This is a genomic window from Kitasatospora sp. NPDC090091 (assembly GCF_044747365.1).
In the GTDB taxonomy this organism is placed as follows: domain Bacteria; phylum Actinomycetota; class Actinomycetes; order Streptomycetales; family Streptomycetaceae; genus Kitasatospora.
Window position 1 is genome coordinate 124,892 of the sequence record NZ_JBIVDY010000022.1, and the last position, 17,014, is coordinate 141,905.

The window sequence follows — 17,014 nt, forward strand, 5'->3', positions numbered from 1 at the left end:
TACCGATAGGTGACCCGATGTCGGAGTTGACCGAAGAACTCGACCAGATAGCCGTCGTCGGCATGGCCGGCCGCTTCCCCGGGGCCCCCGACGTGCAGACCTTCTGGCGGAACCTGGAGCAGGGCCGCGAGTCCGTCACCGCCTTCTCGGAGCAGGAACTGCTCGCCGCGGGGGTCGGCCCGGCCCTGCTCGGCCGGGACGGCTACGTCCGGGCCCGGGGCACGCTGGACGGCGCCGACCGGTTCGACGCCGCCTTCTTCGGCTACAGCCCGCGCGAGGCCGAGATCATGGACCCGCAGCACCGGGTGTTCCTGGAGTGCGCCTGGGAGGCCCTGGAGTCCGCCGGCTGCGTCCCGGACGCCTTCGACGGGCGGATCGGCGTCTTCGCCGGGGCCGGGATGAACACCTACCTCCTGCACAACGTGACGGCCAACCGCCGGGTCTTCGACGCCGCCGGGCCGTACCAGGCGATGCTCGCCGGCGACAAGGACTTCCTCGCCACCCGGGTCGCGTACAAGCTCGGCCTCACCGGTCCGGCGCTGAGCGTGCAGACCGCCTGCTCCACCTCGCTCACCGCCGTCCACCTGGCCTGCCAGAGCCTGCTGAACGGCGAGTGCGACGTGGCGCTGGCCGGCGGCGTCGCGATCGGCTCGCCGCTGCAGCAGGGCTACCTCCACGAGCCGGGCGGCATCCTGGCCCGGGACGGGCACTGCCGGCCCTTCGACGCCGCGGCCGGCGGCACCGTGCCCGGCAGCGGCGCCGGCGTCGTGGTGCTGCGCCGGCTGGCCGACGCCCGGCGCGACGGCGACACCGTGGACGCCGTCGTCCTGGGCTCGGCGGTGAACAACGACGGCTCGCTGAAGGCGGGTTACACCGCGCCGAGCGTCGACGGGCAGGCCGCCGTGATCGCCGAGGCGCTGGCGATGGCCGGCGTGGGCGCCGACACCGTCGGCTACGTGGAGGCCCACGGCACCGGCACCGCGCTCGGCGACCCGATCGAGATCGCCGCGCTGACCCGCGCCTTCCGAGCGGACACCGCTGCCACCGGCTACTGCGCGCTCGGCTCGGTGAAGGGCAACATCGGCCACCTGGACGCCGCCGCCGGCGTCGCGGGGCTGATCAAGACGGTGCTGGCACTGCGGCACGGGGCCGTCCCGCCGTCGCTGCACTTCACCGAGCCCAATCCCGAACTCGGCCTGGAGCAGAGCCCGTTCTTCGTCAACGACAAGCTGCGGCCGTGGCCGCGGGGGGCGCGGCCGCGCCGGGCCGGGGTCAGCTCCTTCGGCGTCGGCGGCACCAATGTGCACCTGGTCCTGGAGGAGGCGCCGGCCCCGGAGCCCGCACCGCGGCCGGCGCCGCAGCCGGCCTCGCTGCCGGCCTCGCAGCCCGGCGGACAGCCCGCGCCGGAGGCCGGCGCCGGTCCGGTCCTGCTGCCGCTGTCGGGGAAGAGTGCCGAGGCGGTCGCGCAGGCCGCGCACCGGCTCGCCGACCACCTGGACGAGAACCCGGGCGCACCGCTGGAGGACGTCGCGCACACCCTCGCCCACCGCCGGCACACCTTCGGGTGGCGCCGCGCCGTCGTGGGCCGGGACCGTGCCGAGGCGGTCGCCGCCCTGCGCGCCGTGACGGCCGCCGGGGCCGCCGAGGCGGCGGACGGCGCGCCGGTCGCCTTCCTCTTCCCCGGCCAGGGCACCCAGTACGCCGACATGGCCCGCGGCCTGTACCGCCACGAGCCGGTCTTCACCGCCGAACTCGACCGCTGCGCCGAGCTGTTCGCCGCGGAGCTGGGCGAGGACCTGCGCGACCTGCTCTTCCCCCCGCCCGGGCGGGCGACCGAGGCCGGGGCCCGGCTGACCCGGACCGAGTTCGCCCAGCCGGCGCTCTTCCTGGTCGAGTACGCCCTCGCCCGGCAGTGGGCCGCCTGGGGCGTGCACCCGAGCGCCATGGCCGGCCACAGCGTCGGCGAGTACGTCGCGGCCTGCCTCGCCGAGGTCTTCCCGGTGGAGGACGCGGTGCGGCTGGTGGCCGCGCGCGGCCGCCTGGTCCAGGCGATGCCCGCCGGGTCGATGCTCACCGTGTTCCTGTCCGAGGAGGAGCTGGCTCCGTGGCTGGACGGGGGCGGCCCGGCCCTGGCCGCGGCCAACTCCTCCGCGCTGAGCGTGGTCTCCGGCCCGACCGCGGCGGTGGACGGGCTGGAGCGGCGGCTGCGGGCCGCCGGCATCGGCTGCCGCCGGCTGCACACCTCGCACGCCTTCCACTCCGACGCGGTGGCGGGCGCCGTCGAGCCGTTGGTCGAGGTGGTCCGCACGGTCCGGCTGAGCCCGCCGCGGATCCCGTTCTGCTCCGACGTCACCGGCACCTGGATCACCGACGAGCAGGCCACCAGCCCGGAGTACTGGGGGCAGCACCTGCGGCAGCCGGTGCGCTTCGCCGACGCCGCCGAGCTGCTGCTGCTGGCCGACCCGTCGCTGGTCATGGTCGAGGTGGGGCCGGGCCACACCCTCGGCAACTTCGTACGGCAGCACCGTTGTTGGCGCGACGGCCGGACGGTGGTGGCCTCGCTGCGCCACCCGCACGAGCGGGAGGACGACCGCGTCCGGCTGCTGCAGGCCCTGGGGGCGCTGTGGAGCGCCGGCGTCCCGGTCGACCGGCCGGCGGTCCGGCCGGCCGCGGACCGGCGGGTGCTGCGCCTGCCCGGCTACGCCTTCCAGCGGCAGCGGTACTGGGTGGACCCCGACCCGGCCACCGGCCCCGCCACCGCGGCGGGCTTCCCCGCCACCGCGGACGCCGGCCCGGCCACCGCGGAGGGCCGCCCGGCCGGCGCCGCCCCGCTCGGCGACTGGTTCCGCACCACCGGCTGGAAGCGCCTCACGACGCCCCCTGCCGACCGACGGACCGACGACGGCCCGCAGCCGCTCTGGGTGCTGCTGGGCGACGCCCCCGGCCTCGGCGACGCCCTGGCCGGGCAGCTCGCGGAGCAGGGCGCGCCGGTGGTCCGGGTCGGCGCCGGCGACGCCTTCCGCGCCCGCGGCGAGCGCTCCTGGTCGCTCGACCCGGCCGACCGGGAGCACCTCGCCCGGCTGCTCGGCGCGCTGGACCTCGGCGACGCGGCGGCGCTCCGGCTGGTGCACCTGTTCAGCCTGGGCGCCGGCCCGACCGGCGAGCCACGGACCGGCGAGTCACGGGCCGGCGAGCCACGGCTCACGGAGAGCGGTGGCGACGACGCGCCGCTCGACGAGGACAGGCTCGACCGGGCCCGGCGGCTCGGTTTCGACAGCCTGCTCGCGCTCGCCCAGGGCCTCACCGACGCCCGCCCGCCGCTGCCGGTCACCGTCGACGTGCTCTGCCGGGGCGTCCACAGCGTGACCGGGGACGAACCGCTGCAGCCCGAGAACGCCCTCCTGCTCGGCCCGTGCACCGTTCTCCCGCAGGAGCTCCCGGACGTCGCCTGCCGCCTGCTGGACATCACCGGGACCGACCCGGCCGCCCCGCCGGAGGCGTCGGTGCGCGCCGTTCGCGAGCTGCTCCGGCGCGGGCCGGAGGAGCGCGAACTGGCGCTGCGCGGCCGGCACTGGTGGGTCCGCGACTTCGACCCGTACCGGCTCGGGGCCGACGGGCCGGTGGGCGGCGCCGCGCTGCGCGACGGCGGGGTCTACCTGATCACCGGCGGGCTCGGCGGCGTCGGCCTGGCCCTCGCCGAGCAGCTGGCGCAGAGCGCCGGGGCCCCCGTCCTCGGGCTGCTCGGCCGGTCGGAGTTCCCCGCCGAGGAGGCGTGGGCCGCCTGGCCGGCCACCCACGGGGAGCAGGACCCGACCAGCGTCCGGATCCGGCGGCTCGCCCGGCTGCAGGAGCTCGGCGCCCGGCCGGTGGTCCTGCGGGCCGATCTGGCCGACCCGGCGCAGACCGCCGCCGCCGTCACCGAACTGCGCGACCGGTTCGGCGCGTTGAACGGCGTCGTGCACGCCGCCGGGGCACCGTCCAGCGGCATGATCGCGCACAAGACCCGGGCCGAGGCCGACCGGGTGCTGGCGGCGAAGACCCGCGGCACCCTGCTGCTGGACCGGCTGACCGCGGCCGACCCGCTGGACTTCTTCCTGCTCTGCTCCTCGGTCACCGCCGTCCTGGGCGGGCCCGGCCAGAGCGACTACGGCGCGGCCAACGCCTTCCTGGACGCCTACGCCCAGTGGCGGCGGCAGCAGGGCCGGCCGGTGACCTCCCTCGCCTGGTCCACCTGGGAGGGCGTCGGCATGGCGGCCGGGCTCGCCGCCCGGTCGGGCGCGGCCGAGCCGAACGGCGCGGCGACCGGGCACCCGCTGCTGCGCCTGGTCAGGCACGAGGGGGCCGCCCGCACCTACGCCACGGAGTTCAGCACCGCCGACAGCTGGATCGTCGACGACCACCGGCTGATGGGCCACGGGCTGGTCCCGGGCACGGCCTACCTGGAACTGGTCCGCGCGGCGCTGGCCGGGCAGGCCGGCGAACGCACCGTCGAGCTCCACGACGTGCTCTTCATGACGCCGGTGATCGTGCCCGACGGGCGGACCAGGACGGTGTACACCACGACCGAGGAGCGGGACGGCCGGCCGCACTTCACCGTCCGCAGCCGCACCGGCGCGGGCCCGGACGCGCGGTGGCGGGAGCACGCCGTCGGCTCGGCGACCTTCCACGACCGCGGCCCGGACACCGTCCGCGACCCGGCCGAGGTACTGGCCCGGTGCGAGGCCACCGAGGTCCTGGAGACCGAGGAGGAGATCCGGCGCCGGCTGGGGGTGGAGCGCTTCGAGGAGGGCGGCGGGCCGCTCCGGTTCCGGTTCGGTCCGCGCTGGCAGGTGCTCAAGTCCATCCGGACCGGCGGCCGGCGGATGCTCGCCACCCTCCGGCTGGACGACGCCTTCCGCGCCGACCTGGACCACTACCCGCTGCACCCGGCGCTGCTCGACATGGCGGGCGGGGTCTTCCGGCTGCACGCCGAGGACCCGTACTACCTGCCGCTGACCTACCGCCGCCTGCGGATCCTCCACCCGCTGACCGGCACGGTGCTGGTCGCCGTGGAGATCGGGCAGCCGGCCGGGGCGACCGGCGAGACCCTCACCTGCGATCTCGAACTCCTCGACCCGGACGGCCGGTTGCTGGTCCAGGTGACCGACTTCACGGTCAAGCGGATCAACGACGTCGAGGCGCTGCTGGAGCAGATCCGGCAGACCGTCGCGGAGGCCGGGGGCGCGGGCGAGGACGACGACGAGGGCGAGGCCGCGGGCACAGCCGGCGGCCCCGGCGACGGCCCGGCCGCGGCCGCGGCCGGGGCACTGCGGGCGCTGAGCGAGGGCTTCGGCGAGCAGGACGGCCGGGCCGCGTTCGCCCGGCTCCTGGCGGAGCCCGAACTCCCGGCCCACCTGGTGGTCACACCGCAGGACTTCACCGCACTCCGCCGGCTGGCCCGGTCGATCACCCCGGCCCTGCTGGCCCGCGAGCTCGACCAGCTCGCGCCGCTGGGCGGCAGCCACCCGCGGCCCGACCTCGCCACGCCCTTCGTGGCCCCGGCCACCGAACGGGAGGAGGCGGTCGCCGCGGTCTGGCAGGAGGTCCTGGGCGTCGAGGAGGTCGGCGTCGACGACGACTTCTTCGCGCTGGGCGGCCACTCGCTGGCCGCGGTACAGATCAGCACCAGGATCCAGAGCCGGTTCGGGGTCGAGCTCGACCTGCGGGACTTCTTCCAGACCCCCACCGTCGCCCACACCGTCGCGCTGCTGGCCGGGGCCGGCGGCGGAAGCGGCCGCGACGGGGACGCGATCGAGGTCCTGAGCCGCGACGAGCCGGACCTCGCCGGGGCCGACGAGGACGGGCTCGACGCGGACGACCTGGACGACCTGGACGACCTGTCCGACGACGAGGTGGAGGCCCAACTCCTGGCGCTGCTCGCCGAGGAGTCGGCCGACCCGGAAGGCCGGGCATGAGCGGCCCCGACACGAACGAGGACGGACACGCGATGCACACCCCCGACCCCGCGGCCCTCTCGGCCGCCGAGAAGCGGGCCCTGCTGGCCGAGCGCCTGCGCCGGAGACAGGCCGACCGGAAGCAGGCCGGCCTTGCCCAGGCCGACCGGACACCGGCCGACCGGTCACAGCCCGGCCGGCAGCAGCCCGCGAAACGGCGGCAGCACCGCTTCCCCGCGTCCTTCCCGCAGCAGCGCATGTGGTTCCTGGACCAGCTGACCCCCGGCGACACCGCCTACAACGTCTCCGGCGCGACCCGCGTCCACGGCCCGCTCGACCTGGAGCTCTGGCAGCGCGCCGTCCGGGAGATCACCAGGCGCCACGAGGCGCTGCGCACCACCTTCCGCGAGGTGGACGGCGAGCCGGTGCAGGTGGTCGACGACGACACCGCGCCCGAGTTCACCGTGGTGCCGTGCGAGCACCTGCACGGACCGGACGGCGAGGCGGGCATCCGCGCCCTGGCCCGGCAGGAGTTCTCCCGCCCGTTCGACCTGGCGGCCGGCCCGCTGATGCGGATCCGCTTCCTGCGCCTCGCCCCGGACGAGCACGTCCTGCTGCTGACCATCCACCACATCGCCGGCGACCTCTGGTCCACCTCGGTCTTCCTGGACGAGCTGGTCGCGCTCTACGGGGCGTACACCACCGGCACCGAGGCCGCGCTGCCCGAACTGCCGGTCCAGTACGCCGACTACGCGGTGTGGCAGCGCAAGCGGCTCGACGGCGACGGGCCGTCGGCCGACCTGGAGTACTGGAAGCGGGCGCTCGCCGGGGCCCCGGCCGCGCTGGAGCTGCCCACCGACCACCCCCGGCCCGCCGTGCGGACCACCCGGGGCGGATCGGTCCCGTTCGAGCTCCCCGCCGAACTGATGGGCCGGGTGCGCGCGTTCAGCCGAAGCGAGGGCGTCACCCCCTTCATGACGCTGCTGGCCGCCTTCCAGGTCCTGCTGCACCGCTACACCCGTGAGGAGGACGTCGTCGTCGGGGTGCCGGTCGCCAACCGGGGCCGTCCCGAGGTCGAGCGGCTGATCGGGTACTTCGCCAACACGCTCGCGCTGCGCACCGACCTGTCGGGCGCGCCGTCCTTCCGCGAGCTGCTGGGACGGGTGCGGCCGGTCTGCCTGGGCGCCTTCGCGCACCAGGAGCTGCCGTTCGAGCGGTTGGTGGAGGAGCTGCACCCGCAGCGCGACCTCTCCCGCTCCCCGGTCTTCCAGGTCTCCTTCGTCTTCCAGAACATCGCGATGCCCTCCTTCGACGCGGCGGGCCTGCGCCTGGAGCCCATGGAGGTGGAGAGCACCGCCGCCCGCTTCGACCTGGAGCTCCAGGTCTTCGACCGCCCGGAGGGCCTGAGCGGCCGGTTCGACTACAACAGCGACCTGTTCGACACGGCCACCGTCGCCCAGCTCTCCGGCCACCTCCGGCTGCTGGTGGAGAACCTGCTCGCCGAGCCGGAGCGCCCGGTCGGGCAGGTGCCGATGCTCGCCGCGGACGAGGAGCGGCGGCTGCGCGAGCGGTGGAACGACACCCGCCGGGAGTGGCCCGCGCCGGGCTTCGCCCACCACCGGTTCGAGCAGCAGGCCGCCCGCACCCCGGAGGCCGAGGCCGTCCGCTGCGGCCGGGAGGCGCTGAGCTACGCCGAGCTGGACCGGCGCTCCAACCGGCTGGCCCACCGGCTGAAGCGGCACGGGGTCGGCCGGGACGTCCTGGTCGGGGTCTGCACCGAGCGCTCGGTCGACCTGGTGGTGGCCCTGCTGGCGGTGCTGAAGGCCGGCGGCGCCTTCGTCCCGCTGGACCCGGAGTTCCCGCCGGAGCGGCTGGCCTTCATGCTGGCCGACTCCGGGCTCCCGGTGCTGCTCACCCAGCGGCCGGTGGCCGACCGGCTGCCCGCGACCGGCGCCGAGCTGCTCTGCCTCGACGAGCTCCACGACGGGCTCCACGACGAGCCCCGCGACGGGCTCCTCGACGAGCGCCGCGACGGTCCCGGCGCCGAGTCCTCGGACGGCCTCGACGAGCCGGTGGCGGAGCAGGACCTCGCCTACGTGATCTACACCTCGGGCTCGACCGGGCAGCCGAAGGGCGTCCAGATCCCGCACCGGGCACTGGCCAACTTCCTGTACGCGATGGCGGAGCGGCCGGGCATCGGGCCGGCCGACGCCCTGCTCGCCGTCACCACGCACTCCTTCGACATCTCGCTGCTGGAGCTGCTGCTGCCGCTGGCCGAGGGCGCCCGGGTGGTCGTCGCCGAGCGGGCGGCGGCCGCCGACGGCGAGCGCCTGGCCCGGCTGCTGGCCGAGTCCGGCGCCACGGTGATGCAGGCGACCCCGTCGACCTGGCGGATGCTGCTGGACGCGGGCTGGCCGGGCGCCCCGGGACTGCGCGTGCTGGCCGGGGGCGAGGCGCTGCCGGCCGACCTGGCCCGGCGGCTGCGGGCTGCCGGCGTGCGGCTCTGGAACATGTACGGCCCGACCGAGACCACGATCTGGTCGGCGGTGGCCGAGGTCGGGGACGGTCCCGTCCCGCTCGGCGAGCCGATCGCCAACACCGAGCTGCACGTGCTCGACGACCAGCGCCGGCCCGTCCCGCCCGGGGTGCCCGGTGAGCTGTACATCGGCGGCGCCGGGCTGGCCCGCGGCTACCTGGGCCGGCCGGAGCTGACCGCCGAGCGGTTCGTCCCGCACCCGTTCGGCGCCGGCCCCGAGGAGCGGCTGTACCGCACGGGGGACGCGGTGCGCCGCCGGCGGGACGGCGGCCTCGACTTCCTCGGCCGGCTGGACCACCAGGTGAAGCTGCGCGGGTTCCGGATCGAGCTCGGCGAGATCGAGAGCGCGCTGGCCGCGCGGCCGGAGGTCGGGGCCGCGGTGGTGACGGTCCGCGAGGACGTCCCCGGCGACCAGCGGCTGGTGGCGTACCTGGTGCCCGCCGCCGGGGCCGACGCCGCCGGGGCCGCTGCGACCGGAAGCGACGCCACCGGAACCGACTCCGGACCGGCGGAGGAGTGGCCCGACCAGGTCGACGACTGGCGCCGGATCTGGGACACCGCCTACGCCGACCCGGCCGCGGCGGAGCCGCCCGGCGACGCGGACCGGACCGCCCCCGCCGGACCGCCGATCCCGGGCGAGGACCTGCGCGGGTGGAACAGCAGCTACACCGGGGAGCCGATCCCCGCCGGGGAGATGCGCGAGTGGGCCGACCGCACCGCCGAGCGGGTGCTCGGCCTGCGCCCCCGCTCGGTGCTGGAGATCGGCTGCGGCACCGGGCTGATCCTCCAGCGGGTCGCCCCGCACTGCGAGCGGTACTGGGGCACCGACATCTCCGAGGTCGCGCTCGACGGGCTGCGGAAGGTGGCCGGCGCGCCCGGCCGGCCCGTCGGCGCCGTCGAGCTCCACCACTGCGCGGCCGACCGGCTCGACCGGCTGCCCGAGCAGCTCTTCGACGTGGTCGTGCTCAACTCGGTGGTGCAGTACTTCCCCGACGAGCGCTACCTGCTGCGGGTGGTCGAGGCCGCGCTGGCCCGGCTCGCCCCGGGCGGGTCGGTCTTCCTCGGCGACGTCCGCAGCCTGCCGCTGCTGGCGGCGTTCCACCTCTCGGTGCAGCAGGAGCAGGCCGAACCGGGCCTGCCGACCGCCCAGTTGCTCGCCCGGGCGCGCCGCCGGGCCGAGGAGGACGAGGAACTCGTCCTCGACCCGCGGCTGTTCACCGCCCTGCCGCAGCGGTTCCCGGCCGTCGGCGAGGTCCGCGTGCTGCCCAAGCGGGCCGCCGCCGCCAACGAGCTGACCCGCTTCCGCTACGACGTCGTCCTCACCACCGGCCGGCCCGCCGCCCCGCCGGCGGACACCGACTGGCTGGACTGGACCACCGAGCGACTCACCACGGCCGCGCTGCGCGAGCGGCTGACGGCGCAGCGGCCCGCGCTGCTCGCCGTTCGCGGCGTGCCCAACGCCCGCGTCCGGGAGCTCGCCGCCGCCCTCGGGCGGCCGGAGCCCGCCACCGCGCCGGCCGGGCGTCCGGACACCCCGGCGGTGGACCCGGAGGAGCTCTGGTCCCTCGCCGCGGCGACCGGCTACCGGATCGACCTGGACTGGTCCGGGCACGGCCCGGACGGCGCGCTGGCGCTGGTGGCCCGCCGCCTCGGCGCCGACGGCGCGCCCGTCTGCGGGCTGCCGCCCGCCGTCGAGCCGCCGCCCGGCGACCCCGGCGCCGAACCGGACTGGGGGCGCTACGTCAACGGCACCCGGCGCCGGCTGGCCCGCCGGCTCACCCCCGTGCTGCGGGCCGCCCTGGCCGAGCGGCTGCCCGCCTACATGGTCCCGTCCGCCTTCGTCCTGCTGGACGCCCTGCCGCTGACGCCCAACGGCAAGACCGACCGGAAGGCGCTGCCCGCACCGGACGGCGACCGCCGGGCCGTCGCCGCGGCGTACGTCGCGCCGCGCGACGCCCGCGAGGAAGCACTGTGCGAGCTCTTCGCCAAGGTCCTCGGGGTGCCCGCGGTCGGCGTCCACGACGACTTCTTCGACCTGGGCGGCCACTCGCTGCTCGCCACCCGGCTGGTCTCCCGGATCCGCTCGGAGCTGGGCGCGGAGGTGCAGGTCCGCGCCCTGTTCGAGACCCCGACGGTGGCCGGCCTGGCCCGGCGGCTCGCCGGGGCGGACGACCCGGCCGCCCCGGCGCCGCGGGCCGCGCTGCGGCCCGAACCGCGCCCCGCCGAGCTGCCGCTCTCCTTCGCCCAGCGCCGGCTCTGGGTCCTGGACCGGATGCAGGGGCCGTCCGCCACCTACAACATCCCGATGGCGGTGCGGCTGACCGGGCCTCTGGACGTCGACGCGCTGCGTGCCGCGCTGGCCGACGTGGCGGCCCGGCACGAGGTGCTGCGCACGATCTTCCCCGACACCGGCGGCGTGCCGCGCCAGCACGTCCTCGACCCCGCGGCCGGGCGGCCGGACCTGACCGTCACCGAGGCTTCCGGGCCGGCCGGCGACGCGGCGGTGGCGGCCGCCGCCCGGTACCGCTTCGACCTGGCCCGTGAGGCGCCGCTCCACGCGGAGCTGGTGGTGCACGGCCCCGAGCGGCGGACGCTGGTCCTGGTGGTGCACCACGTCGCCGCCGACGGCTGGTCCGTCGCCCTGCTCGGGCGTGACCTGGCCACCGCCTACACCGCCCGGCGCGCCGGCCGCCCGCCGGGCTGGGCCCCGCTGCCGGTGCAGTACGCCGACCACACCCTCTGGCAGCGACGCCTCCTCGGCACACCGGACGACCCGGACAGCGTCTGGACCCGCCAACTCGACCACTGGCGGCGGGTCCTGGACGGCCTGCCGGACCGCATCCCGCTGCCCGTCGACCGGCCGCACCCGGCCGCGGCGACCCACCGGGGCGGCACGGTCGCCTTCCACTGGGACGCCGCGCTGCACACCGCCGTCGCCGAGCTCGCCCGCCGCCACGACGCCAGCGAGTTCATGGTCGTCCACGCCGGGCTGGCCGCCCTGCTGCACCGGCTGGGCGGCGGGGACGACATCCCGGTCGGGGCGGCCGTCGCCGGGCGCACCGACGCCGCCGCCGAGGACCTGGTCGGCTTCTTCGTCAACACCCTGGTGCTGCGGGTGGACGTCTCCCCCCGGTCCGCCTTCCGGGAGCTGCTCGCCCAGGTCCGGGAGCGGAGTCTGGACGCGTACGCCCACCAGGAGGTCCCCTTCGAGTTCCTGGTGGACGCGCTGCGGCCCGCCCGGTCCACCGCGCACCACCCGCTGTTCCAGGTGATGCTCGCCTGGCAGAACGTCCCCGACGCCGTCCTGGGCCTGCCGGGCCTCACCGAGGAGGTCGTGCCGGTGGACACCGGCGGCGCGCGGATGGACCTGGTGTTCTCGCTGACCGGGCGGCGCACCCCCGGCGGCGCCGCCCCGGCCGGGATCGACGGCGTGGTCGAGTACAACGCCGACGTCTTCGACCCGGCGACCGTGGCCACCCTGGCCGACCGGCTGCGCCGGCTGCTGCTGGCGGTCTGCGGCGCCCCGGACCGGCCCGTCGGCGAGGTCGAACTGCTCACCCCCGCCGAGCGGTACCGGCTGCTGACCGAGTGGAACGACACCGACCGGCCGCTGCCCCCGGCCACCCTGCCCGAGCTGTTCGAGGCCCGGGCGGCCCGCACCCCGGACCGCACCGCGGTGGTCGACCCGGCACGCGAGCTGACGTACGCGCAGCTGGAGGCGGAGGCCAACCGCCTGGCCCACCTGCTGATCGCCCGCGGCGCCGGCCCGGAGCAGCCGGTGGCGGTGGCCCTGCCCCGCTCGGCGGAGTCGGTGGTGGCGATGCTGGCCGTGGTCAAGGCGGGCGCCGCCTACCTGCCCGTCGACCCGGACCACCCGGCGCAGCGGATCGCCTTCCTGCTCCGGGACGCCAGGCCGGTCCTGCTGCTCACCGTCGGCGCACTGGGCGACGGGCTGCCGGAGACCGGCGTCCCGCGCCTGCTGCTGGACCACCCGGAGGTGCTCCGGGAGCTCGGCGGCAGCCCCGCCACCGCGCCCCGCGACGGCGACCGGACGGAGCCACTGACCCCGGCGCACGCCGCGTACGTCATCCACACCTCCGGCTCCACCGGCACGCCCAAGGGCGTGGTGGTGACCCACACCGGGATCCGCGCTCTGGTCGCGGCGCAGACCGAGGGCTTCGGGCTGGACGAGCGGAGCCGGCTGCTGCAGTTCGCCTCGCCGAGCTTCGACGCCTCGGTGGCGGAGCGGTGCGACGCGCTGCTGTCCGGGGCCGCTTTGGTGATCGTCCCGAAGGAGGAGCTGCTGCCGGGCGAGCCGCTGGCCCGCACCTGCGCCGCGTACGGCGTCACCGACGTCACGCTGCCGCCCAGCGTGCTGGCGGCGGTGCCGGAGGGCGGGCTGCCGGCCGGGCTCTCCCTGGTGGTCGCCGGCGAGGCCTGCCCGGCCGGGCTGGCCGCCCGCTGGTCGGCCGGCCGGCGGATGGTCAACGCCTACGGCCCGACCGAGACCACGGTCTGCGCCACCCTGAGCGCACCGCTGTCGGGCGGGGGCACCCCGGCGATCGGCCGGCCGATCGCCGGCACCCGGGTGCGCGTCCTGGACGAGGGGCTGCGGCCGGTACCGGTCGGCGTCCCCGGCGAGCTGTACGTCGCGGGCTCCGGGCTGGCCCGGGGCTACCTGGGCCGGCCCGGGCTGACCGCCCAGCGATTCCTCCCCGACCCGTACGGCCCGACCGGGACGCGGATGTACCGCACCGGGGACGTGGTGCGGTGGCGGGCCGACGGGCAGCTGGACCACCTCGGCCGGACCGACCACCAGGTGAAGCTGCGCGGCTTCCGGATCGAGCCGGGCGAGGTCGAGTCCGCACTGGCCGCCCACCCGGACGTCGCCCAGGCCGTGGTGACGGTCCGGGAGGACCGCGCGGGCAGGCCGGCGCTGGTCGGCTACGTCGTGCCGCGCCCGGCGGCCGAGCCGGATCCCGCGGCGGTGCGGGCCGCGCTCGCCGGGCAGCTTCCGGCGTACCTCGTCCCGGCGGCGGTGGTGGTGCTCGGCGAACTGCCGCTGACCGCCAACGGCAAGGTGGACCGGGGCAGGCTGCCGGCCCCCGACTTCGCGGCCGCCGCCGGCTCCGCGCGCCCCCGCACCCCGGCCGAGGAGACCCTGTGCGGGATCTACGCCCAGGTGCTGGGCCTGCCCGAGGTCGGGACCGCGGACGGCTTCTTCGACCTGGGCGGCGACAGCATCCAGGCGATCCAGGTGGTCTCCCGGGCGCGGGCCGCCGGGCTGGCCGTCAGTGCGCGGGACGTGTTCGCCCACCAGTCGGTCGCCGCGCTGGCGGCGGTGGCCGTCCCGGTGACGGAGGCGGACGGTCCCGCGGACGACGGGACCGGCGAGATCGCCCCCACCCCGATCACCGAGTGGCTGCGCGGACTCGACGCCCCGGCCGACGCGTTCCGCGGGTTCAGCCAGGAGGCCCAGGTCGCGGTCCCCGCGGGCGCGGGCCCGGAGCAGCCGGCCGCCGTGCTGCAGGCCGTGCTCGACCACCACGACGTGCTGCGCTCCCGGCTGACCGTGCGCCCGGACGGCCGCTGGTCGCTGCAGGCCGGGCCGCCCGGCTCGGTGCGGGCGGCGGAGCACCTGCTCCGGGTGGACGTCACCGGACCGGACGGGCCTGGACCGGACGAGGGCGCGCTGCGGGCGCTGGTGGCCCGGCAGGCCGCCGCGGCCCGCCGACGGCTGGACCCCTTCGCCGGCGTGATGCTCCAGGCCGTCTGGTTCGACGCCGGGCCGCACGTGCCGGGCCGGCTGCTGCTGGTGCTCCACCACCTGGTGGTGGACGGGGTCTCCTGGCGGATCCTGCTGCCGGACCTGCGGGCCGCCGGCGAGGCGGTCACGGCCGGCCGGCCGGTGGTGCTCGCCCCGGTCGGCACCTCGGTGCGCCGCTGGTCCGGGCTGCTGGCCGCCGAGGCGGCCGACCCGCACCGTGTGGCCGAACTCCCGCAGTGGCAGCAGCTGTTGACCGGCGCCCCGCCCCTCCTGGCCGAGCCGCCCGAGGGCCGGCCGACCGGGGCCGGGCCCGGAGTCGGCGAAGGTCGGGGAGTCGGGCGGGTGGTCCTCACCCTGGCGCCCGAGGACACCGCACCGCTGCTGACGCGGACCCCCGGCGCCTTCCACACCGGCATCCAGGACGTCCTGCTGGCGGCCTTCGGCATCGCCCTGGAGGAGTGGCGCCGGCGCCGCGGCGGGCCGGCCCCCGGCACGCCGGACGGCGGCGTGCTGGTCGACGTGGAGGGCCACGGCCGGCACGAGGAGCTGACGGACGGGGTCGATCTCTCCCGCACCGTCGGCTGGTTCACCGGCGTGCAGCCCGTCCGGCTCGCCCCCGGCCCGCTGACCTGGGCGCAGGTGGCGGAGTCCGGCACCGGGCTGGCCGCCGCGGTGGTCCGGGTCCGGGAGCAGCTGGCCGCCCTGCCCGGGGACGGCCTGGGGTACGGCCTGCTGCGCCACCTCAACCCGGAGACCGCGCCCGCGCTGGCCGGACTGCCGGTCCCCCAGGTCGCCTTCAACTACCTCGGGCGGTTCACGGACACCGGCCCGGCCGGCCCCTGGGCACCGGTCGCCACGGACGCGGCCCTGGCCCCGGACCCGCCCCCGGGCGGGGGCGAGGGCCCGGCCCCGCTGCTCACGCACCCGCTGGCCCTCGACGCGGTCACCTACGACGGCCCGGACGGCCCGCAGTTGGCGGCCGGCTGGACGTGGGCGGAGGGGCTGTTGGCGGAGCGGGAGGTGCGCGAGCTCGCCGAGGCGTGGTTCGCCGCCCTCCGGGCCGTCACCGCCTGCGCCGCCCTGCCCGGTGCGGGCGGCCCGCCGGTCGCCCGGCCCACGCCGGCCCGCCGGCGGCCGGGTGCGCACGCGGGCGGCCGAAGTGCCCCCGGCCGCGTGGCCGGCGCCATCCCGGTGGCCGACCGGAGCGGGGGCCTCCCGCTCTCCTTCGCCCAACTCGACATCATGCACCAGCCGGTGGACCCGGAGGAGGCGCACCACAACGTCGTCACCGCGACGGTCCTCGGCGGCGAGCTCGACCAGGAGGCCCTGCGTCGCAGCCTGGACCGGATCGTGCAGCGCCACGAGGCGCTGCGGACCAGGATCACCGCCGACGGCGCCGACGGCTGGCGGCAGTTGGTCGACCCGGACGGGCACTGGCCGCTGACCGTCGTCGACCTGCGCCCGTCCGGCGCGGAGCAGGCCCGGCCCGAGGAGCTGCGGCGGCTGGTCGGGACCGAGGTGGCCCGACCGTTCGCCCTGGCCGAGGGCCCGCTGGTCCGCGGCACGCTGGCCGCCACCGCCCCGGACGAGTGGGTGCTGGTGCTGGTGCTGCACCACATCGTCGTCGACCTGTGGTCCTACGCCCTGCTCGGCCGCGAACTGCGCGAGCTGTACGCGGCCCACGTCCTGGGGCGGGAGCCCGCGCTGCCCGAGCCGGCGGTCCAGTACCCGGACTGGGCGGCGTGGCAGCAGCGGCGGCTGGCCGACGGCACGCTCGACCAGCACGTCAGCTACTGGGAGCGGCTGTTGGCGGACCTGCCGGCGCTGCCCCGGTTCGACGCGCCCGAGCACCAGAAGACCGAGGCCGTGGCGGGCTACACCAGCGGCTTCGTCCTGGACCGGGCGGTCACCGAGGCGCTCAAGGAGGCCGCGCACCGTGAGGGCGTCACCCTGTTCATGGTGCTGCTGTCCGCCTTCCACCTGCTGCTGCTCAGCTATGCGGACCGCCCGGGGGACGGCGGGGAGCAGCCGGGCGGCGACCTCGCGGTCGGCTTCCCGCTGGCCGGGCGCGAGCACCCGGAGACCGAGCGGATGATCGGATTCTTCATCAACCCGGTGGTGGTGCGCCCCCGGCCGGCCGCGGACGCCACCGTCCGCGACCTGGTCGCCGCGGTCCGCGCGGGGGTGCTGGACGCCCACCTGCACCAGGAGGTGCCGCTGCGGCGGCTCCGCCGGGACGCCGGGGAGGACCGCAACCCGCTGCGGCTGCTGTTCAACCTGCTCAACGTCGCCGGTGAGCCGCTGGACCTGCACGGCCTGAAGGCGGCGCCGCTGAACCTGAACGTCGGCGACGACGCGGTGATCCCGGAACTGATCACCGAGATGCGCCCGCACAACGCCGACCTCTACCTGATGATGCACGAGTCCGACGCCGGCCTGCGCGGCCTCTGGCTGTACTCGCCGGAGCGGATCGAGCCGCGGGCGATGGCGGCGATGATGCGCCGGTGGCCGTTCCTGCTGGAGCTGGTGGCCCGCCGCCCGGAGCTCCCGCTCACCGAACTGCGGCGCCTGGTCCGGCAGGAGCCGGCCTGATCCGCCGGGCCGGTCCGGTGCAGAGCTCCCGCACCGGACCGGCCCGGCGGCACCGCACCACCCCACCCGAGGAGAGAGGAAACCCTTGACTTCCTCCCCCTCCTGAAGGAGGGGGATTCCCCTCAGCCTCGCGGCTGAGCCGCTGCGCGTGAGCGCTGCGGTGGGACTACTTCCTGCTTCACCGAC

General features: G+C 77.0%; 2 protein-coding genes. Both read left to right on the forward strand.

The genetic code is table 11. The annotated features are described in order from the left end of the window. Positions 1-17: 17 nt before the first annotated feature. A complete protein-coding gene (locus tag ACIPSC_RS31155) occupies positions 18-5,954 on the forward strand; it encodes an SDR family NAD(P)-dependent oxidoreductase (RefSeq protein WP_400830529.1) in 5,937 nt (1,978 codons plus the stop codon). Next, positions 5,951-16,828, forward strand: a complete 10,878-nt coding sequence (locus tag ACIPSC_RS31160; protein ID WP_400830531.1) for an amino acid adenylation domain-containing protein — start codon at positions 5,951-5,953, stop codon at positions 16,826-16,828. Before ACIPSC_RS31155 ends, ACIPSC_RS31160 begins: the two co-directional genes overlap by 4 nt. Positions 16,829-17,014 lie beyond the last annotated feature (186 nt).

What these genes read in the sequence shown, in the direction of transcription:
- ACIPSC_RS31155 (WP_400830529.1), top strand. Translation starts at nt 18, where the DNA reads ATGTCGGAGTTGACCGAAGAACTCGACCAGATAGCCGTCGTCGGCATG.
- ACIPSC_RS31160 (WP_400830531.1), top strand. Translation starts at nt 5,951, where the DNA reads ATGAGCGGCCCCGACACGAACGAGGACGGACACGCGATGCACACCCCC.